Source organism: Acetobacter oeni, from assembly GCF_011516825.1.
In the GTDB taxonomy this organism is placed as follows: Bacteria; Pseudomonadota; Alphaproteobacteria; order Acetobacterales; family Acetobacteraceae; genus Acetobacter; species Acetobacter oeni.
In genome coordinates this window covers 67459-87686 of sequence record NZ_WOTA01000019.1, presented here as the reverse complement: position 1 = coordinate 87686, position 20228 = coordinate 67459, and the positions used below count along the sequence as shown (strand labels likewise).

15 protein-coding genes and 1 pseudogene are annotated in these 20228 nt (G+C 53.6%); 7 read left to right on the top strand and 9 right to left on the bottom strand.

Going from position 1 to position 20228, the window contains the following annotated elements; all coding sequences use genetic code 11:
* Nucleotides 1-97: 97 nt before the first annotated feature.
* Nucleotides 98-382: pseudogene (locus tag GOB90_RS12755) on the bottom strand (transposase); the annotation flags it as partial.
* Between the two features lie 173 nt (nucleotides 383-555).
* Between GOB90_RS12755 and GOB90_RS12750 the strand changes: the two are divergent.
* The gene (locus tag GOB90_RS12750; RefSeq protein WP_146887820.1) at nucleotides 556-1380 is read left to right on the top strand and encodes an IS5 family transposase; all 825 of its coding nucleotides are present in this window, start codon (nucleotides 556-558) and stop codon (nucleotides 1378-1380) included.
* Between the two features lie 241 nt (nucleotides 1381-1621).
* On the opposite strand, the gene GOB90_RS12745 is transcribed toward GOB90_RS12750, so the two are convergent.
* The gene (locus GOB90_RS12745; RefSeq protein WP_146887823.1) at nucleotides 1622-2548 is read right to left on the bottom strand and encodes a hydrogen peroxide-inducible genes activator; all 927 of its coding nucleotides are present in this window, start codon (nucleotides 2546-2548) and stop codon (nucleotides 1622-1624) included.
* A gap of 144 nt (nucleotides 2549-2692) precedes the next feature.
* On the opposite strand from GOB90_RS12745, the gene ahpC reads away from it, so the two are divergent.
* From ahpC to pnuC, 5 genes are all read left to right on the top strand, one after another.
* Nucleotides 2693-3256: an alkyl hydroperoxide reductase subunit C gene (gene ahpC / locus GOB90_RS12740; protein WP_146887825.1), complete on the top strand. Its 564-nt coding sequence runs from the start codon at nucleotides 2693-2695 to the stop codon at nucleotides 3254-3256.
* Between the two features lie 71 nt (nucleotides 3257-3327).
* Nucleotides 3328-4908, top strand: coding sequence for an alkyl hydroperoxide reductase subunit F (ahpF, locus tag GOB90_RS12735; RefSeq protein WP_146887827.1), 1581 nt, complete (start codon nucleotides 3328-3330; stop codon nucleotides 4906-4908).
* A gap of 170 nt (nucleotides 4909-5078) precedes the next feature.
* Nucleotides 5079-7499, top strand: coding sequence for a TonB-dependent receptor (locus GOB90_RS12730; protein ID WP_242012003.1), 2421 nt, complete (start codon nucleotides 5079-5081; stop codon nucleotides 7497-7499).
* Nucleotides 7500-7602: 103 nt separating this feature from the next.
* Nucleotides 7603-8754, top strand: a complete 1152-nt coding sequence (locus GOB90_RS12725) for a phosphotransferase enzyme family protein (RefSeq protein WP_146887829.1) — start codon at nucleotides 7603-7605, stop codon at nucleotides 8752-8754.
* A gap of 114 nt (nucleotides 8755-8868) precedes the next feature.
* Complete coding sequence (pnuC, locus tag GOB90_RS12720; RefSeq protein WP_146887831.1) at nucleotides 8869-9444, top strand: nicotinamide riboside transporter PnuC; 576 nt, start codon at nucleotides 8869-8871, stop codon at nucleotides 9442-9444.
* A 392-nt stretch (nucleotides 9445-9836) separates the two neighbouring features.
* Here the strand turns inward: pnuC and GOB90_RS12715 are convergent, their stop codons facing one another.
* Nucleotides 9837-10790 carry a ribokinase gene (locus GOB90_RS12715; RefSeq protein WP_146887833.1) on the bottom strand — a complete coding sequence of 318 codons (954 nt, stop codon included), beginning with the start codon at nucleotides 10788-10790 and terminating at the stop codon, nucleotides 9837-9839.
* 54 nt (nucleotides 10791-10844) lie between these two features.
* Nucleotides 10845-12899, bottom strand: coding sequence for a TonB-dependent receptor plug domain-containing protein (locus tag GOB90_RS12710; RefSeq protein WP_173572083.1), 2055 nt, complete (start codon nucleotides 12897-12899; stop codon nucleotides 10845-10847).
* 194 nt (nucleotides 12900-13093) lie between these two features.
* Between GOB90_RS12710 and GOB90_RS12705 the strand changes: the two genes are divergently transcribed.
* Nucleotides 13094-13417, top strand: coding sequence for a hypothetical protein (locus tag GOB90_RS12705; protein WP_146887837.1), 324 nt, complete (start codon nucleotides 13094-13096; stop codon nucleotides 13415-13417).
* Here the strand turns inward: GOB90_RS12705 and GOB90_RS12700 are convergent.
* The 5 genes from GOB90_RS12700 to GOB90_RS12680 form a co-directional block, all read right to left on the bottom strand.
* Nucleotides 13411-14160 carry a 2OG-Fe dioxygenase family protein gene (locus tag GOB90_RS12700; RefSeq protein ID WP_146887937.1) on the bottom strand — a complete coding sequence of 250 codons (750 nt, stop codon included), beginning with the start codon at nucleotides 14158-14160 and terminating at the stop codon, nucleotides 13411-13413. The genes GOB90_RS12705 and GOB90_RS12700 overlap by 7 nt on opposite strands.
* Complete coding sequence (locus GOB90_RS12695; RefSeq protein WP_242012002.1) at nucleotides 14150-16810, bottom strand: mechanosensitive ion channel domain-containing protein; 2661 nt, start codon at nucleotides 16808-16810, stop codon at nucleotides 14150-14152. Before GOB90_RS12695 ends, GOB90_RS12700 begins: the two co-directional genes overlap by 11 nt.
* A gap of 150 nt (nucleotides 16811-16960) precedes the next feature.
* A complete protein-coding gene (locus GOB90_RS12690) occupies nucleotides 16961-17581 on the bottom strand; it encodes an RDD family protein (protein ID WP_146887841.1) in 621 nt (206 codons plus the stop codon).
* Nucleotides 17582-17630: 49 nt separating this feature from the next.
* Entirely contained in the window at nucleotides 17631-18866 is a 1236-nt protein-coding gene (argJ, locus tag GOB90_RS12685; RefSeq protein ID WP_146887939.1) for a bifunctional glutamate N-acetyltransferase/amino-acid acetyltransferase ArgJ, read from the bottom strand.
* 144 nt (nucleotides 18867-19010) lie between these two features.
* Complete coding sequence (locus tag GOB90_RS12680; protein WP_146887941.1) at nucleotides 19011-19973, bottom strand: peptidylprolyl isomerase; 963 nt, start codon at nucleotides 19971-19973, stop codon at nucleotides 19011-19013.
* Nucleotides 19974-20228 lie beyond the last annotated feature (255 nt).

The following is a 20228-nucleotide window of genomic DNA, read 5'->3' as shown; positions in this document are numbered from 1 at the left end:
ATCCGCAGAGGCGCCATTCCGCACTCTAATGGAAAAGCCTTCTGGATTATGAGCGCAACGCCGCTTAACAGATAACCAATGGTCCGGAACTAAACCGTGACACGTCCAGTCCAGCCCGCAGATCGTGGACGAGAGCCTCGAAACACTCTGTTTCCATCCAGCGCCGGGACTGCTGATAAACCGCAGACCATGGCGGCAGGTCGTTCGGCATGGCCCGCCATGCAATCCCGTAACGGATCACATACCGAAGACCGTTGAACAGTTCCCGCAGATCATGATGATGCCGCTCAGTATCCTCTTTCATCAGGAGAAGGTATGGAATAATCAGAAACCATTCTTCGTCACTGATATCAGGCGGATAGGGTTTGCGTGCAATAATCATCCATCTTTACTGCACAATTCACGACAGAAACTACATAATACCCTCCAGTCAATGTTCAGTTCAATGAATTAACAGGTTCTGAGTACAGGCATTCATTGGTTACGAATCAGAGCCCTTTTGGAAATTCGATATGATGGGTTTTCAGGAGGCACGGCGTGTGATTCAAGCTATGGATATGGACGCCCGAGCAAAGAGGCCGTATGGCCGGCATTACACGCAAGACGAAACGCTATCCATCTGATCTGACAGATGAGGAATGGGAGCGCATAGCGCCTCTGATGCCTCCTGCGAACCGGCGTGGTCGGAAACGGACAACCGATTTGCGTGAGATCATCAATGCTCTGCGCTATCTTGTCCGCTCAGGCTGCGGCTGGGAGATGCTTCCGGTTCATTTTGGCCCATGGCAGACAGTTTACTGGTGGTTCCGCAGGCTGATGCGCCGTTTCCTGTTCCAGACCATCCATGATGTCTCCCTGATGCTCGGTCGTGAGATGGCAGGACGCGAAGCCAGTCCATCGGGTGGTGTCATCGATTGCCAGAGTATCAAGGCGCCCCATGCAAAGGCACGTGGTTATGACGCAGGCAAGAAGATTGTCGGTCGGAAACGCCATATCGCAGTTGATACGGATGGCCGGTTGCTTCTGGTCAGGCTGACGACAGTCGATATTTCGGACAGTGCAGGAGGACAGATGATCCTCGATGCCATTCGCAAACGCTGGCCATGGGTGAAGCATCTCTTCGCGGATGGAGCTTATGACCGCCTCCAGTTGTTGGACAAGGCCGCTTTTCTCGACTTCACAGTCGAGGTTGTCCGACGGTCAGATACAACAAAAGGGTTTGAAATCCTGCCGCGTCGGTGGGTCGTGGAACGGACCTTCGGCTGGATGATCCGCTGGCGTCGCCTTGTGAAGGACTACGAACAGCGGATCGACGTCGCAGAGGCCATGATCCACATCGCCATGGGAAGCCTCATGCTACGCAGAAACGCTCATCCGTGAATTTCCAAAAGGGCTCTAACGACTGAAGCAGTTTACCGCACGGAGAGGGTCGGGAAGCAACTGTCTGTCTGGTTGAAGTCGCGTTTACTCTTCAGTGTTACAGAAAAATAATTAGTTATTATTTTTATAAATATTAATAATAAATAACACAAATGAAAAATACAGATTTATATGTATAAATTTATATGTATAAAATGACTGTAAATCCATTATCCTCCAGTCTTATCAGGTTGTCTCTGCCTTATGTGTGAACCACCCGACACCCTTCCGGAACATGATCGCGCAGAAAACGGGCGAACTCCGTAAAAGCAGTTCCGCGCGGATCAGATTTACGCCAGACAAGACCAATAGTGCGGCTGGCATCCGGCACAGAAACCACCGAAATGAGGTCGTCCCACTCACCGCGATTACGAAGAGCAAGGCGCGGGATCAGCGAATAGCCTTCGCCTGCACCGATCATATGCCAGAGCATTTCCAGACTGGTCGCAAGTCGTTGCTGATCGCGTTGTGGCGATACACCGCATAGAGACAATGCCTGATCGCGAAGGCAATGCCCTTCTTCAAGAAGCAGAAGATCAGGTCCTTCCAGATCGTGCATCAGAAGCGTCTTTTTTCGTGCAAGTGCATGACTGACCGGTAACGCCGCCAGAAACGGTTCACCGAAAACGGGAGCACAGTGAAATGTGTCTCCTGGGACCGGCAGCGCTGCGAAAATAAGATCCAGATCGTCCTGCTGCAGCATTCTCAGCATTGGCGCAGTCAGGCTGTCAGTGAGTTGCAGTTTCAGCTCAGGATAGGCACGCCGCAATAACGGTAGCAGACTCGGAACATAATAAGGTCCCAGAGTCGCGATCACCCCGATACGCAGTAAGCCTTCAAGCGGCCCAGATTGCGTATGTGCCATTTCAATCATCGCCCGGGCTGCCGCGATTACGTCACGCCCCATGGCAATCAGCCTGGCACCATCAGGCGTCGGAACGACATGCCGCCGCGTACGCTCAAAAAGTACCACGCCGAGCAGCGCCTCAAGTTTGCGAACCTGCTCGGACAGACCCGCCTGGCTGACGCCGCAGCGTTCTGCCGCGCGCGAAAAGTTGCGCAGATCATCGACGGCCACAACATATTCAATATCCCGCAGGGAAAGGCCGGAAAGGGCGACATAAGTCATGGATATAGATAAGCCCGATTCAGGTTCACTTATCAAAAGGTTTTACCTATAACAGCCATCGACAGAAACTGTTTCCAGGCAGTTTGCTCCTGTGAGACAAGCTCTCCGTCACCAACAGACAAACGAAAGCAGAGGGGTTTCCTTATGCCGACCATCAATTCCGAGATTAAGCCGTTCGAAACAGATGCCTTCCACGACGGTAAGTTCGTGAAGGTTTCCGATAAGGATCTGAAGGGTAAATGGTCCGTTATTTTCTTTTACCCGGCTGATTTCACGTTCGTCTGCCCGACGGAGCTTGAGGATCTGGCTGATAATTATGCAGCGTTCCAGAAGCTGGGCGTGGAGATTTACTCGGTTTCGACCGACAAACATTTCACGCACAAAGCCTGGCATGACACTTCGCCTGCGATCGGCAAGATTAAATATGTTATGCTGGCTGACCCGACCGGCCATATCTCACGCAATTTCGGCGTGCTGATCGAGGAAGCCGGCCTCGCAAACCGTGGGACCTTCCTGGTCGATCCCGAAGGTAAGATCCAGTATATTGAGATTACCGCCGGTGGTGTTGGTCGCAGCGCAACCGAACTCCTCGATAAAATCCACGCGGCTCAGTATGTCGCCTCCCATCCGGGTGAAGTCTGCCCCGCGAAGTGGAAAGAGGGCAGCGCAACTCTGACCCCGTCACTGGACCTCATCGGCAAAATCTGACCAGGGAACGGTCCGGTCCTTCGGGACCGGGCCTCCGGTTCCACGCCAGCCGAAAAACGGAGTTCTTCCACATGCTGCAAGACACCATCAAAACGCAACTTAAAGGCTACCTTGCGAATCTCGCGCATCCCGTCGTGCTCGAAGCGTCGCTTGATGACAGCCCGAAATCGCGCGAGATGCATGAGCTTCTGCATGAGATCGCCGCGCTTTCGGACAAGGTGAATGTCTCGGAGCAGGGAAGTGCCACGCGACGTCCTTCCTTTGTCATCCGGCGCGAAACCTCAAAAACAGGGGTCACCTTCGCAGCTATCCCAATGGGCCACGAGTTTACCTCATTGATTCTGGCGTTGCTTCAGGTTGGCGGCCATCCGCCAAAACTCGATGCTGACACAGTCGCACAAATTAAGGCGCTGCCCGGACATTACAATTTCGAAACCTACGTTTCGCTCTCCTGTCAGAACTGCCCGGATGTCGTGCAGGCACTCAATGCCATGAGCGTTCTCAATCCGAATGTTCATAACGTCACGATCGACGGTGCATTGTTTCAGGACGAGGTCACGGCGAAGAATATCATGTCCGTTCCGCAGGTCTATCTGAACGGCGAGCCTTTCGATACGGGCCGCATGGACATGGACCAGATACTGGCAAAGCTCGATGCCGATGCCCCTAAGCGCGCCGCGGAAAAACTGAAAGACATCGCCCCGTTCGATATGCTGATCATTGGCAGCGGTCCGGCAGGCGCCTCCGCAGCCATTTATGCCGCGAGAAAGGGACTCCGCACTGGTCTTGCAGGTGATCGTTTCGGTGGCCAGATCATGGACACGGAAGGCATCGAAAACTTTATCTCAGTAACAGAGACAAGCGGTCCGAAACTCTCCGCAGCTCTGGAAGCACATGTTCACCAGTACGATGTTGAGGTCATCTCGTCGCAACGCGCAAAGGAACTATTCCCTGCGGCGCATCCGGGCGGCATGAATGGTGTCGCCCTCGAAAGCGGCGCCATCCTTCATGCACGGACGGTGATCATTGCGACCGGCGCGCACTGGCGCCATCTCGGTGTGCCCGGTGAAGAAGAATATCGCAATAAAGGCGTGGCCTACTGCCCGCATTGCGACGGTCCTTTCTATAAAGGACTGCCTGTCGCGGTTGCTGGTGGCGGCAACAGCGGGGTCGAAGCTGCAATAGATCTGGCTGGCATCGTGTCGCATGTCACGCTGCTTCAGCGTGGCTCAGGGCTGAAGGCAGACAAGGTGTTGCAGGATAAACTGCGATCCCTGCCGAACGTCACCATTCTGACCGAAGCTCTGACGACACGCATCGAAGGCAACGGCACCAAAGTGACCGGTCTGACATATCGCGGCGGCGACGGGGCGGATCATCATATTGACGTCGCCGGTGTGTTTGTTCAGATCGGCCTGCTGCCCAACACCGACTGGCTACGCGGCACCGTGAAACTTAACGATTTTGGCGAAATTATTGTTGATAGTCATGGTGCTACATCCTTGCCCGGCGTATTCGCCGCAGGCGATGCGACTACCACGCCTTTCAAGCAGATTGTGATCGCAATAGGCGACGGTGCAAAGGCTGCTCTCTCTGCCTTCGACTATCTGATCCGTGTGCCCGTTTCAGATGAAAAGCGGGATGCAGCATGATAAATCGGGGTCGGCCGGCAAAATTGAGTGGACAGACGGCTTTGCCGGCAGGGCAGGCCGAAAATTTTATTCGCGCCTGGAAGAAAGGGTTTTGACGACGGTTCGAATAGGTTAAGGCGATAATCTGCTAACGTAAGATGCTGTAATGCCACAAAGAAGGGACACGGATCTTGCCATATCTGCCAGTCCGCTTCCGACGTTCGACAACGGTTCTCGCCAGTGTTGTCACTGCGGGGCTGTACGGCCTGCCCGTCATCGCTTCGGCTGAAAGTAACGAAATTCCGGCTAAAAAAACTACGCGCCGCGAAACTGAAATACTACAGAAAGGCGTTCGGGCCAGAACTTCTGAAACTATTCTCGTCAAAGGTCATGCCGATGCAGTCCTCGGGCACCAGCCCGGTGGCGGCCTCATCCGTCCCCATGACGAAGTCCGCTCCGTGAGTACGGTTGACCGCGATTACATCAGCAAACAGGCGCCCATGGCGACCGCCTTCCAGCTTGCCTCCATGCTGCCCGGCGCCAATGTCGCCACTTCCGACCCGTTCGGTTTCTCGCCCTCAACCAACATTACCGTGCGCGGTCTGAACAGCGATGCCCTGGGCTACGTCCTCGAAGGCATGCCCCTCAACGACATCGCCTATTATTCCGGTTACCCGTCACAGTTCGCCGACAGCGAAAACTATCAGGGGGTCTCCCTGGCTCAGGGCGCCGCTGATCTCGACAGTCCGGTGCTCAATGCCGCGGGCGGTCTGATGAACCTGTCTTTTCTCGACCCGTCCGAAAAACCCGGTGGCTATGCCAGTGTTTCTTACGGTTCCTACAATACAAATCGTGAGTTCATCCGTCTGGAAACAGGCGAGATCGGTCACTCGGGCGTAAGGGGTTTCGTTTCCTATTCTCACGGCGCCACCGATAACTGGCGCGGTCCCGGACGCGACAATCGGCAGCATGTCGATTTCAAATTCATCAAAGGGTGGGGGCAGGGGAGCCATGCGGCTGTCCTGGGCTCATGGACGAATATCATCACCAGTTATTATCCTCAGGTTTCCCTCGAAAGCTGGAAAGAGGATGGCATCCACGGCGCAAACAATCTCGCCGGGCGCTACGATCCCAATAATGCTGCCGGGGGCACGGATTACTGGCGCCTGTGGCGTGATCCCGAGCGCACGCTCTATGTCGGAGCCCCGGTCCATCTGCACCTCACCGACCGTCTCGCACTGGATGTCACCCCTTACAGTCAGCTCGCGTACGGCAATGCGCCTGGTGGTTCCACCCTGTCGGAAACCGGGCTTTATAACGGTAACCAGGCACTGTCAGACACGCTGAGTCTGCCCGGTGCACAGGACGACGAAGCGACCGTCCGCGCCAATTATACCCAGCGCAGCTATCGCTCAGGCTTCAACGCTGCCCTGCATTACAGACTCGGCCGGAACGATTTTGTCCTCGGCTACTGGTACGATTACACCGATGATACCGAGCAGCAGAGCTTCACAGCCGTTGGCTCAAACGGCAACGCAGCGGATATATGGGCCGAAAAGCAGTCCGCTCTCATCCACCTCTCTGACGGCCAGCCTCTGCTCGCTGCCAGCGATCACACCATCTCACAGACAAACGCTCTCTATGTCGGCGATCACATATCTCTCCTGCACGACCGGCTGACTATCGATGCAGGCTTTAAAATGGTCATGCTCACCCGGAACGGGACCAACGACCTCCCCGGACCGCAATACCACGCGAACGCGAACTATGCTGAGCCGCTTCCCCGTCTCGGGGCGCGCTGGCGTATCGATGACGCCAACCAGCTTTTCCTGAACGCGACAACCAATTTCCGCGCCCCCGATGAAACCGCTTTCTACAACACCTACGACCCTTCATCCGGCAGCATCTCTGTTGCCGCCACACCAGACACAAAGCCGGAATACTCGATCTCGGAAGAACTCGGCTACCGCCGCAACGGAACCTGGCTCATCGGCAGTCTGACGCTGTTCAACTACAATTTTACAAACAGACAGATTGCCACGCTTGTTTCCCAGAATGGCGCCATCATTCAGTCTACCCTCAATGGCGGTGGCCAGACCTCACGTGGCGTGGACATCGAACTCGGTACCCGTCCATGGCACCATTTCAGCCCCTACGTCTCCGGTGAATATCTTCACGCCACTATCGACAACGACATCGCCTCAGGTGGAGATCTCCTGCCTACAAAAGGAAAAACCGCTGTCCGCAGCCCGACCCTCCAGGCTGCAGCGGGCATCAGCTATGATGACGGACATCTCTTCGGCGTCGCGACCGTTCACTATACCGGGCATCAGTACGCAACCTTTATGAACGATGAACGTATTTCCGATCACACAACAGGCGATCTTGCTATCGGATACCGCTTCTCTGACGCCGTCCATCTGCATGCCCCCACCTTGCGTATGAATTTCATCAATATCACCAATGAACATTACCTTTCCGGCATAGCAGATCCGACCCTGAATGCCCGCGACACCACGGGCCGTTACGGCACGACAATTGCCGGAAGTTCTCCCGATTATTACGTCGGCGGCGGGTTCGCGGCCCTGTTCACAGCTTCCACCGGCTTCTGATTCATTATTCGGCCCGGACAGATTGTATGTTTCCCAATAACAGAATTTCTAATAATTGCCGACCGACCGTAACCGGGAAATCGCTTACGGCCGGCATGTCGGTATGAGCAGCACTCATTACGCTCACGGTCTCGGTAATGACCTGAAACGACCGGATTGGCCCGAAATCCGACTGCCTGAACTTGAAAACGTGCTCTCACAGTTTCCATCTTCTGGCAGCCCTCAGGATATTCTCTGGCGCAGCCCGCGCCCATTCTCCTCTGCCGCCGAAGTCAAAACCTCAAAGGGCAGCCTTTTCGTTAAACGCCATCATCACAGCGTTCGCAGCGTCGCAGACCTGACTGAAGAACACCGATTCATCGGCCATCTGCGGCAACATCACGTTCCTGTCGTCAATATTCTCATCGCGCGAAATGGCGAAACAGCCATCGCCGATGACATCTGGACTTACGAAGTCTACCAACCGGGCAGGGGATACGATTTTTATCGTGACAGTCCATCGTGGACTGCCTTTGCTCATGATTCCCATGCTTTCGCTGCCGGCCAGATGCTCGCAAAGTTTCACCAGGCAGCCGTCACCTATCAGGCACCACCACGGCAAACGAAACTTCTTGTTGCCAGCAACAGCATATTTGGCTCGCCTGATCCTCTCCGCATCCTCAAGGCAGAATTATCCGCTCGTCCGGCACTCGCCCGGTTTTTCTCATCGCGTTCCTGGGAAACAGATATTAATCAGCGTTTGATTATTCCTTTCCACGCAAACGCATATGCTCTGTTGCACGACGAACCACCTCTCTGGACGCATGGTGACTGGCATGCCTCAAATCTGCTCTGGTCATCATCCGACAATGCGGGTCATGTTCAGACCATTCTTGATTTCGGTCTTTCCGACAGGACCTTCGCTCTTTTCGATCTCGCAACGGCCATTGAGCGCAACCTGATCTCATGGCTTGATGCCGAAAATGGATCAGGTCCTGTGGGTAATCTTGGTCAGCTTGATGCCCTGTTAAACGGCTACAACTCCGTTTCTCCGCTCAGTATCAGAGCCGTAAAAAAGCTAAGCGCTATCCTGCCTCTCGTCCACGCGGATTTCGCTCTTAGTGAAATTGATTATTTTTCCGGTATTCTTCGGAACGAGGCGGATGCACAGATCGCTTACGACCAATTTCTTCTCGGTCATGCCGACTGGTTCCGGGAAAGAGAGGGAGAAGTAATGCTCGGGCATCTTGATAAATTTGCACGGCGTCTTTCATGATAAATGTCGCTACACCGAAACATATTTTTTCCCACCACAAAAATACGATGTCATTTGTTGTATACCTTATGTTTCCTGAAACTGCGATCTCTGTCGTGAAAGGAATATGGGATTATGTCGTATCCTGAACTTGTCGCTGTCGTCGTCAACGTTCTGGGTGTCTGGCTGACGGCGCGTCGTAACATGCTCTGCTGGCCGGTCGGTATCGTTGCTGTTCTGCTCTATGCAAAACTTTTCTATGAGTGGAGGCTCTATGCCGATATGATGCTTCAGTGTGTTTATGTTGCCGCTCAGATTTATGGATGGAAAAGCTGGTCCAGTGCCCGGAAAGCGGGAGAGCAAACCATTCAGGTTGTGTCTGTTACACTGATTAATCTTATGCTCGGTTTCGCCGCCGCGATGTTGGCGTCCGTCGTGCTCGGCGCGATAATGGCAATCTGGACTGACGATCCTCTTCCCAGGATTGATGCGACTCTTACCTGCTTCAGTCTCCTTGCTTCATTCTGGTCTGCCAGGCGGCATATCGAAAACTGGTATTTATGGATCGCCGTCGATTTTTTCTACACTCTTGTTTTCCTGTATCGACAAAATGATATGACGGCGGGTTTGTACGCTTTGTTTGACATTCTGGCTCTGTATGGTGCTTTGAAGTGGCAGGTCTCCTGTGCGCGACGTCGGATAGCTCTCTGAAGGCAGAGGATCGATTGTCTTTTCTTAATATCAGAATATTTTTATTATATGTATTATCTTCTGTAAGAATAAAATTATTATTATTGTAGTTTCGTTAAATAATTTGCATTTTTAAATAATAAAAAAACATAAAAATTTTCTGCAATAAAACTTAATATAAAATTTCTGAATTCAAAAATTTCGTTATATTTTTGGCGGAAGCAGAGAGATGGTCAATAAATAATTTCGTATTGTAAATATATGTCTTTAGAAAGCATGCCAGTAAATTTAGTGTGGTGAAAAGAAAAGTAGTTAGATTTCTGTATTCTGTGTATAGAAAAATAAAATGAATATGCTGTATGGAATCGACGGTTTTTTAAATATATCGTGGCTGGAGCGCTTCTGAGGCATTGTCATGTGGAATGCCTCAGAAGCGCTGCAACATCTTCCCATTCCGGTGACGCCTGAGCCGCTCCGTACCGCGTCGTGGCAAGTGCTCCGCATGCAGCCGCCACCCGGGTTGCTTCCGCAAGATTTTGTCCCAGAGCAAGACTTGTTGCAAGGCCTGCATTGAAACAGTCTCCGGCAGCAACTGTATCGACCGCAGTGACAGTAAATGGCGGGATAAAGCCGCTGCCGGTCTCGTCCTGCCACCACACACCGCGTGCGCCCATCTTTACGACAGTTGCTCTGACGCCTCGATTAATGAGCATGGCCGCTGCACGCGCAGCATCTTCGGTTGTTTCGGGCGCTAGTCCGACAAGGCTTAGCGTCTCACTCTCGTTAGGTGTAATGATATCGATCAGAGGCCAGAGTTGTGCAGGTAATCCTCCTTCCGGCACAGGTGCCGGATCAAGGATAACGGTCGCGCCAGCCTGCTTCGCACGTTTTGCCGCTTCAAGAACAGTATATACCGGTAATTCCAGTTGAAGCATAAGAACGCTGGCAGCGGAGAACAGGGCATCAGCATCGTCGATATCTGCGATGGTGACTGCCATGTTGGCTCCACCTGCGACGGTAATACTATTTTCTCCTGATGTATCGTCCACGATAATTAACGCAAGTCCTGTGGGCGTGTCGGGATCGTCCCGGAGGGCTGTCAGATCAACGCCAAATTCGAGTAATTTTTTTCTTGCCTGAATTCCAAACGGGTCAGTACCCACCCGACCGGCAAGCGCTGCCCTGACCGGAAGCGAACGGGCAAGGCGACCTGTAGCAGCAGCCTGGTTGCTGCCTTTACCTCCAAGGGCAATAAAATAGCTTTCGGCATGAATTGTCTGACCCGGCTTTGGTATGTGTCTGGCCCGGGCAGTGACATCAATGTTCACACTACCAAAAGAAAGTATCAGAGGAGTCGCGCCTGACATATGAAACCATTTCACTCATTGAGATCTGACTTCATTATCAGAAAAATTCTTAAATCAGAACTGAGCAGTAAGGCCACCAAGAAGACGTCTCTGAATCCGGAGGCCTGCAGTCTCGCGTAATTCCGGGTCAGCAAGCTGATCACCGCTCAGGGACAGCAGGAAACGCTTATCGAAATGCCATGCTACACGAGCGTTTAAAGTAACAAATCCAGGAATTTTCATATTTTCAATAGAAAGATCCGTTAATCTGGCTACTACGTCCTGATAGTGTGACTGCCAGCGAGCGTGCGAACTGAGTTCGAATTTCCCAATTTTATATGAAAATCCGCCAATGACGCTGTTTACCGGTGTCTGGCGCTGAAAATTTATAGTTGAGGCTTTGTCAGGATCCCGGACAGCCGACATCGCATATGAGAGATCCCAGTTCAGGCCGAAGGTAGTTATGCCCTCAAGTCTCGCTTCTCCGCCAGCGTCGTCAACCCGGCCATAGTTTTCCGGCCTTACTGTAACTGTGAAGGGAGGATCGTAACTAAAATTAGAAGCAAATGGTGTCCCCAGCATGTTGCTGGTTCTCTGAGCAAAGAGTGAAAGTGAAAAATTTGCGTTGATTGGATTTATTTTCCGCGAATAGTTCAAACCGACATTGATTGTTGTTGAAGGCACAAGTGCCGGGTTATTCAAAACGGCAGCTGGCCCGAAATTCTGCGTCGGTGCAAAGTCAAATAAAGCAGGCAACTGAATGCCTCTGGCTACATTCAGGCCAAAAACACCGACCTTTTTAGCATCATATCGCAAACGACTGTTAAAGCTGGGTTCCATGTAATGATGCGAGTCAGACAGAGAGGCATCCGGAACCCCGGAATTTCGCATTCGCGGAACGTAAAGCGCATCAACCCGGACAGCGTTTGTTAATGTTAACTGTGGAAGAATCCGATAATCCCACACAGCGGACCCAGCAGCGAGCATATCATATTCATTGGACATTTTTACGCCACTCTGTTGCGCAGTCAAATCCATATAACGATATTCAACGCTTAACCGAAGATCATTGCGGTTGTTGAGCGTGATTGTGTCAGAAAGCTGTGCATCAGTTGTGTTAAGCTTGTAACCAAAAGCAATTGGAATATTAAGATTTTGAGTTGAAATGACATCAGATACGCTGGAATCGAAGCCATTTTCATAGGCCTTAAATTCAACCAGACCCCAGCTTGTATCTGCATTAATTTTGCCCTCAAGGCTTTTTGAAAGCGGGGCGATATCAACATAGGTTCCGACATCCACCCAGAAGGGTGATGTCTCTTTTCCGATTGTTCCGGAAAGTTGCCAGTCAATTTTTGGAGTAATCTGCCCTCTCAGGTCCAGAGAAGCGTTCAGCGCATGCGTCCGCGGGAGTGTGCCCCGGCTTCTTGCATCGGTATATTCATCTGCCTCAAGGCCGTTCAGGGAGAGTTTGGCGGCAAACTGATCTGAAAACTTGTGCGAAGCAACAAACTCTCCTCCAAAATTTCCAAGGCTGCCTCCATTGAGGTGTATATAGCTCTTGTTTTCATGAAGAGCATCGCGTGTCACAATGTTAATGACACCCCCGGACGCATTGAAGCCGTATAAAGCTGAATTTGGTCCCCGAACGACTTCAATCTGGCGGATATCACGGAGAGAAGCTGGCAGCAGCCCCCAGTCCGTATAATTGTACCCGTCAAGATATACCTGTCTGCCATCGACCAGAACAAGCGTATGTGAACCACCGGCGGCATCGTTCCCACGGATTGAAATGTTTGCACCCAGCGTTGAATAACTGCGCACATCCACTTCGGCGACCATGCGCAGCACATCCGGAACTGATTGCGCGCCGGAGCTGACAATCTGATCACTGGTAATGATCTGTATATCAGTCGGAAGATCGCTGGCTCTCTGCGGCTTGCCCGTCACAGAGGACGTCACAGGCTCACCAAACAGCGTCTCAAAAGCACTGTAATCCAGGCTTTGAGCGTGTCCTGTTTGTGTCCCCACGGTAAACAGGCAGACCCCTGACAGAAGCACTCGTCGCCTGAACAGAAGAACAGCAGCGGCTTTGAATAAACGAGTAAAGGGTTGCGTTTCGTTACGCATGCCCGCTGCCTGTTTTTGCTCGTGTGTTATCTCCAGATCCATACAAAGGATCGTAGGGGAAGGATGCTTTCTTCCGGGTTAACCACACGCTTCGCGAAAGGTATTTTACACAGCGTATTGCCTTGTCCGGCAGCACAGAAAAGATGCATGCATTTTCTGCATGCCGTGTTACTATTCCTGCCGGGAGGAAACGGATGAACGACAAGATGGCAGACCCGGAAGTCCCGCTTCAGGCAGTAACAGAAGATCACGGCAGTCATTCGTCAGTCGCTGCTTCGATTTCAGCGACAGATCAGACTGTGGTGGCAAATACTCATCCGGATGGCCATGCAGACCCGGTTATCCCGGTGGCTCCCGATCCGGTCACTCACGTCGCTACAGATTCCGCTGACATCGATCATATGGATCGTCCGGCCGTAAAAGAGCTGATGCAGATGATAGGAGCTATGACGTTCGTTACGTTACTGATTGTCGTCGGCTGGCACGCCGCTCATTACTCAGGAGCATGGCCTTACTGATGTCGTAAGGTTACCACCAGAACATCACGAAAAGCCGGTTGTGTCGGATCGACGGGCTGAATCGGCGTTACTCCGTGGAAAACGTGATTATCATCAACAAAGGCCGCGTCCAGAGGTGCTGAGAGCGTAAAACTCCCTGCGACATGCGCTTGCAGGTCGTGTATCGTTGTATCGCCACTGGTGACATTTTCCCGCCTGACCATAACCACCAGAACCCAGTCCACGCCATCGCGATGCAGCCCCTCCGGAGTGGGGTGACCTGTAATGTTTTCCTGCGCCTCAATGCGAAACTGATGTACCTCGGCATGCCAGACGTCCGGGCGTTCGTTTTCCGGCGTCAGATCCATCGCCAGCCGCCGCGTCAGCGCCAGTGCCGCATGCATCACCGGATGCGACGCGACCTTCTTTTCAACAGGCTCGAACCACCGCTCAATTCCGCCATTGAGCGTATTATAATCCCGGCTCTGATAATGCGGCTGATGCCGTTTTCGGATAATCGCATCCTGAGTCAGGGAAAAAGTCGCATAGCGCCTCCGCCGATAGCGGGCTCCATCCGCCATATAACGGTCGACGCCAAGCCGTCCCCAGCTCTCAGCAAAACCGTCCCAGTCTGACATTCCGAATGCTTCAAGCAGCAACCGCATCTGCGCAGATGCAATACGGGCAAAATGGTCTTTGCGAGTCTCACTTTCGACCGCATCCAGAACAGCGACCTCTCCGGGCCGCGTGCTGTTATTCTCCATTGTGCCCGTCTCCCGGCCCTGTCCCGGCAGCATCTTTGCCACCAGTCTTACCGTCAGCGTGCGCCGGATGAGTTTCTTCTGCAACCGGTTTGCCTGAGGCAGGAACATCCTCATTTGCGGGCGCGCCAGGCGGCGCCGACAGCTTGCCTGCAATATTCAGTGCCGTGCCCGGCGCCGAAGCCGTGTAAGAAGTCGGCGTATAGAATTTGATACCCTGATCCGCCATCGGATGCGCAATGCGCTTGTAGAATTCACGCTGCACTTTCCATTTCATCATCGCTGCCGTTCTGATCGAACCGATGATGACCGAGCCATTCCCGTCCGTGCTGTCCACGCCAAGATCATTATATCCGGAATAGATGATGCCCTTAAACGCATCTTCTTTACGCATCTGATCGACGGCATCGGACATGATCTTCACCACACGAGAGACATCTTCTGTAAGATCAACCGTCTGCTTGACAATGATCTGGTTGAAGTCTCTGCCCGTATTCGCAATCGATGTGACCGATGAGAACGGGATGATATGCAGATCGCCATTGATGGCCCGTACTCGCACGGTCCTGATTGACAGATGCTCGACAGTGCCGGCAACGCCTCCCGTCGTAACCCAGTCGCCAACCTGAATCGCATCTTCGACCAGCATAAAAAAGCCGGTGATAAAATCTTTCACCAGACTCTGCGAACCGAAGGCCAGAGCCGCACCCATAATGCCCGCACCTGTCAGCAGGGGCGTGACGTTGATTCCGATCTGGGACAACGATGTTACGGTAACAATAATAATAATTGCGGCTCGGAGAACCGTGCGGATAATCGGCAAAACTGTTTTCAGTCGCGTTGCACGCGTCTCCTGAGCCGACTGAGAGTAACGCTCAAGCTGATTGTTCAGCATCGCATTGATGATTTCCCAGATCGCAGCAGCGACGGTGACAGCGACGGCAACTGTTACTGCCGCGCCGAGAAGTCGTGAGCCAAGCCGGTTCGAGAAAAAAAACTGGAAGGTGTTCAGGCCCCACGCTTCTGTCAGCGCAAGAAAGCTGACGAACGTAATAATTGCTGTCAGCGCGCCGCGTACAAACGGATAATAGACATCGGCCCGTTTCTGAAGATCCGGGCGGCGCTTTACCAGATCAGGACTAAGGCGGAATAACCGGTCCTGGGCTCCGTAAGCCAGAACAGCAAGCAACCTCGACGCTGCAATCACCACAATGGTCAGTGCGGTTGTGCGCAAAATCCAGTCATACCCTCCGCGCAAATGCACGGCCCAGACGACCCACAACGCCCCGTCCAGAAACAGAGCCGGAATCCACCAGACATGGGCCAGAGCCAGCATGAATGACCAGAATGCGCTTTTGGCTGCTTTCCGTTTAGGTTCAAGTGCCCGGGCAACGATCGGACGAAGACGCCATATAAAGATCGCAATCAGAATATGCTCGACCAGCACAACCGCACGAATCATTGCCGCCGTGCCGCGGTCGGAAAGATCGAATTCTCCGCCCAGAACAGACAGACAGACAACAATCGATGGCCCTGCGACCAGAATATTCCACCAGCGGGTCAGCATCCACGCTGTCGAATCTTCCACAGGAAGCAGACGAATAGCGGGGGAGCGAGGCGCAAAGATCGTTTCCAGAAATATGAACAGACCACGGGCCGCCGCATAGGCGAGCGCCAGAGTCTCCGTCACCGTCGCGGCTTCCGATGTGTTCGTAGCAATGGCGGAACACGCAAAAGCTATGCCAAGAAATACACCAAGGGGAACCAGTTTCAGGCACAGGTGCATCAGCGTATACGGAATACGGGCAAGAAACCGCAGTGTTTCAATCTGTCGACGCTGGTCGTCAGCGCGCGTTTCCAGTGTCTGGATCTCTTCTGCCGGCGCCCCGGTATCGGATGTTCCGGAAGTTGCTGCCGCCTGCGCTATCTGAACGTCAGACAGATCTGCGTTTTTATTCGTTGTCGATCTGCTGTTGTGTGGCTGCCTTTTGCCTCCGCTCATATCTTCATGTGCAACAGCGCGGTCCGTAATCCGGTGCAGAGGCTTGCGAAGCGCCAGACTAATTCCCCATTCCGCAAGCAGCGCCGCGCCGACAATAATGAAAGCCCGCGTAAAAGCCCCGATTAGCAGATTCCGTGTCTGCGGATTGTTGATTTCACTGCGAAACCACGTCCCGACGGTCTTCAGATCCTTAAACAGCGCAAGGAAGTTCTCAAGATATGCTGCGGCATTGGATTTTATAGATGAAAATCCGGAAGACAGATCGTTGTGCAGAACCACAGTGTTGGCCGCATTCGCAACAGCCTGTTTCGGTGCTGCCGTTTTTGCTGCCGGAGCGGAAGTCGCTGCGACCGGGACTGTCGCCTGAACCCCGCGCGCCATAAGCGACAGATCGTGAGTAAAATTTTCTCGCTGTTTAGGGTCGTTCAGAACATTCAGAAGTTCCTGCGCCTCTTTGGACGAGAGAGGCGTAACAGCGGTTGTCTGAGTATTGGTTTCAGCCAGCGCTGTTCGGATTCCCGGTGCCAGGCACAGCAGAAAACCAATCAGTAATATGCGGGCGGCGACCGGATACCTGCGCCCTCCGGATGATATGGCGGCAGACAACCGCACATCTTCCGTGGCTGAAGGTTTCAGGTATATCCAGATCATAGTCATCTTAACCGCTCCGGTCTTTTAACCTCACGCAACAGAAATCTGCTTCTGCCGGGAAGGTAATACACAGCACTAAACTGTCTGCATTTATCGGATATTGAAAGCTTTTGAGCGTTCACGAAATTCCGGATTTCTGCCAGAAGCAGGTCAGATCCGCTCGCTGAACTGTACAACGCGTTGTTTCCGCAGCACCAGCGTGCCAGCGATGATGTCGTGCAACCCCTGTTTGCGTGGCGTAAAGGCCACCATGAGGACGCCCAGGCAGAAAAACGGAAAAGAGATGAATGTCTTGACAAGATTGCGCACCAGAGACCGGATGAGTGAAATACGTTCTCCGGAAAAATCGCAAACATGAAGTCCCAGAAGCCATTTTCCAGGAGTGCCGCGCATCAGTGAGGCTTCGGAAACAACGGCATAGGTCAGCGACAGCAGAAAGAAGAACGGACTGTTGCCTGCGGTGTCGACATGCGCGTGAGGGAAGGGGATAGAATAGAAAAAATCCGTTGTTCTGTAGGCAACTTCATAGGATGGACTGTCCCCCGGCACCTCGATTGTATCGAATCTCAGTGTAGGAATTGCCAGCAGACGCAGAAAATACCCGGCTACACCCAGTATCAGACCGTCAAGCATAACAGCCAGCATCCGAATCCAGAATCCCGCATAGCCGAGAACGGACTGTTCATCCCCGGATAACCCGCCTCCAGGACCGCCTGCCTCTCTTCCTGACCAGCCGCTCTGACCCCATCCGGGAGGAATAGCACTCGACATCACGCATTATCCTTTTGGGGCAGCCCGCCGCTATCAGTCATAAAAACCGTCAGCTCCGATAGGAACCATTGATGTCGATATAGCCATGCGTCAGATCGCAGCTCCACATCGTCGCTGCCCCGGTGCTCAGACCAAGATCGACCGCAATCTCAATCTCCTGGCCCCTCATATGGGCCACAACCGGTGTTTCATCATAGCCTTCAACAACCGTGCCGTCCCGCGCGATTGTCACCCCCCCTATCGCTACTGTCAGCGTGTCCCGATCGGCCGGCTCACCACTTTTGCCAACAGCCATGACGACCCGGCCCCAGTTGGCGTCTTCACCGGCTACAGCAGTCTTTACCAGAGGTGAATTGGCAATCGCCTTCGCCACCTCACGTGCCGAAACATCGGACACCGCGCCACTCACCATGATTTTGATTTGCTTGTTCGCGCCCTCACCGTCACGCACCACCATCAGCGCCAGTTCAAGCAGCAGCGAATTCAGGGCCTCACGGAATGCAGCAAGAGCCGGGTCATCCGCGTCCGGAATTGCCCGGTTGCCCGCGGCGCCTGTCGCGAACAGCAGCACCATGTCGGAAGTGGACGTGTCGGAATCCACGGTGATCGCATTGAAACTGCCCGAAACACCTTTTACCAGCAGAGTCTGAAGCACAGCAGAAGCAAGGGCGGCATCTGTCGCTATGAATCCCAGCATTGTGGCCATATCCGGCGCAATCATGCCGCTGCCCTTCGCGATGCCCTGAATGGTGACAGGCACGCCGTCAATCTCAATCATTCTCACTGCTGCCTTCGGGAACGTATCTGTCGTCATGATCCCGCGTGCCGCGTCCTCCCAGCCTGTTTCGGAGAGCGCTCCATGCAGCTTCGGCAGTGCTTTCGTGATCCGGTCTGCAGGCAGCACCTCACCAATCACGCCCGTCGAGGCCAGGAAAACTTCGTGCATCGCGCAGCTGGCCAGCCTGGCCTCCGCCTCTGCCGTTGCCCGGCATGTCTCCACACCGGCCCGTCCGGTAAATACGTTCGCATTACCCGCATTGACGACCAGAGCCCGCGCCGATCTGCCTTTCAGAGCAGTCCGCGACCAGTCAACCGGTGCCCCCGGACATTTCGATTGCGTGAATACCCCCGCGACGGTCGTGCCTTCCGCGAATTCCGCAACGACAAGATCCGTTCGTCCCTGATAACGTATGCCAGCTGCAACAGCACCAAGGCGCACGCCAGCTACGACACCAAGTGCAGGCAACGGGGAGGCGAGGGGAGAAACAGGCAGCGGCTTGGCCATCGAAGCGAACCTCTTTCGGGTCATGACAGACACTCGGGACGTTCAGAATTCGTCCCGTCCAACAGGAAAAGGGGCGCCGTAACGACGCCCCTCATCCATTCTATCCAGAGAAAGAAACCGCGGCTACAGGCAGCGGTAAACTCCTTATTTCGCAGGCGCAGCCGTCGGCGTGCCCGGAAGCGCTGGCTGAGCGTTTTCAGGAATAGGTTTTCCATCCGGACCAAAGCGAACGATTTTCACTTCAGAGGTGGCTTTCTCGACCGCCGAACGGACACCCTGCTGAATCAGCTGCTGACGGATCTTGTCCTTGACCTCGTCTTCCTTAGGAATCGGCGCAGTCCGCGTGTCCAGAATCTGGATGACGTGGTAGCCGAACTGACTCTTCACCGGCGTCTGGCTGAAGGTATTTGGCTGCATCGCGAAGGCGGCATCAGAGAAAGCCGGAACCATGTCGCCTTTCTTGAACCACCCCAGATCGCCGCCATTGTTCTTCGCGCTGCCCTTATCGATCGACAGCTTCTCAGCCAGCGGGCCAAACGCTTCACCCGCCTTCAGCTTTTTGATGACATCCTGCGCTTCAGCCTCGGTCTTCACGAGGATGTGGCGAGCATGCACTTCCTTCTCAGGCGGCTTGTTAGCGTAGTTTTTCAGGTAATAATCGTGGATGGCTGTATCTGTCAGCGTCGGCGTCACCTGCCGCGACAGCCAGGCTGTCTGCAGCGCGTTGTTTGCCGCGGCAGCCATGGCAGCCCTGACTTCAGGGTCGGTTTCCAGATTTGCTTTATGTGCGACAATCTGGATCGCCTTCTGGTCAACGGCCTGATTAACCAGCATCGGGAAAATCATGTTGGGCGGCAACTGACGAAGCTGCTGCGGCATGTTCGCCGCCGACTGGCGGATATCGCCCAGCGTAATTTTATTGCCATCGACAGTCGCCACCACGAGATTCGGATCAGCAGGTGGCTGCTGTGCCGGCGCAGCAGCAGGAGCCGCTGAACTGGCGGGCGGCGGCGGCGCCGGCGCAGCAGACGCAGCTGTGGAGGAAAGAAGTGTCGAAGTAAGCAGGACCGCCGTCGCGAGGGCAGAGGCCGGGCTGGTAAACCGCATGAGAGAATAAACCCTGAGTTTCTGAGCGGCGCGCATCATGGCTGACACGACACACACCCGCAAGGGTTGCACCTGTCAATTCGTAACGCCGCCTTTGATATACTGTTGTCGCATTCGGATCAGACCGCGTGAACTGATGAATACATAGCAGAAAACAGCCGCTCTGACCCGTATCGGTTGACCTGGAGCATCACCGGCCTTATCTCAATGCCCGCACGCGACCAGTTCTCGCCCTGAGTCTCACGGTCTTCGGGC

Coding starts and splice junctions, on each gene's coding strand:
- GOB90_RS12715 (WP_146887833.1), bottom strand. CDS start 10,790: ATGTCAGGCGCGACTCCTCTGATACTTTCTTTTGGTAGTGTGAACATT.
- GOB90_RS12705 (WP_146887837.1), top strand. CDS start 13,094: ATGAACGACAAGATGGCAGACCCGGAAGTCCCGCTTCAGGCAGTAACA.
- GOB90_RS12680 (WP_146887941.1), bottom strand. CDS start 19,973: ATGCGGTTTACCAGCCCGGCCTCTGCCCTCGCGACGGCGGTCCTGCTT.
- argJ (WP_146887939.1), bottom strand. CDS start 18,866: ATGGCCAAGCCGCTGCCTGTTTCTCCCCTCGCCTCCCCGTTGCCTGCA.
- GOB90_RS12690 (WP_146887841.1), bottom strand. CDS start 17,581: ATGTCGAGTGCTATTCCTCCCGGATGGGGTCAGAGCGGCTGGTCAGGA.
- pnuC (WP_146887831.1), top strand. CDS start 8,869: ATGTCGTATCCTGAACTTGTCGCTGTCGTCGTCAACGTTCTGGGTGTC.
- GOB90_RS12745 (WP_146887823.1), bottom strand. CDS start 2,548: ATGACTTATGTCGCCCTTTCCGGCCTTTCCCTGCGGGATATTGAATAT.
- ahpC (WP_146887825.1), top strand. CDS start 2,693: ATGCCGACCATCAATTCCGAGATTAAGCCGTTCGAAACAGATGCCTTC.
- GOB90_RS12700 (WP_146887937.1), bottom strand. CDS start 14,160: ATGGAGAATAACAGCACGCGGCCCGGAGAGGTCGCTGTTCTGGATGCG.
- GOB90_RS12725 (WP_146887829.1), top strand. CDS start 7,603: ATGAGCAGCACTCATTACGCTCACGGTCTCGGTAATGACCTGAAACGA.
- GOB90_RS12695 (WP_242012002.1), bottom strand. CDS start 16,810: ATGATCTGGATATACCTGAAACCTTCAGCCACGGAAGATGTGCGGTTG.
- ahpF (WP_146887827.1), top strand. CDS start 3,328: ATGCTGCAAGACACCATCAAAACGCAACTTAAAGGCTACCTTGCGAAT.
- GOB90_RS12710 (WP_173572083.1), bottom strand. CDS start 12,899: ATGCGTAACGAAACGCAACCCTTTACTCGTTTATTCAAAGCCGCTGCT.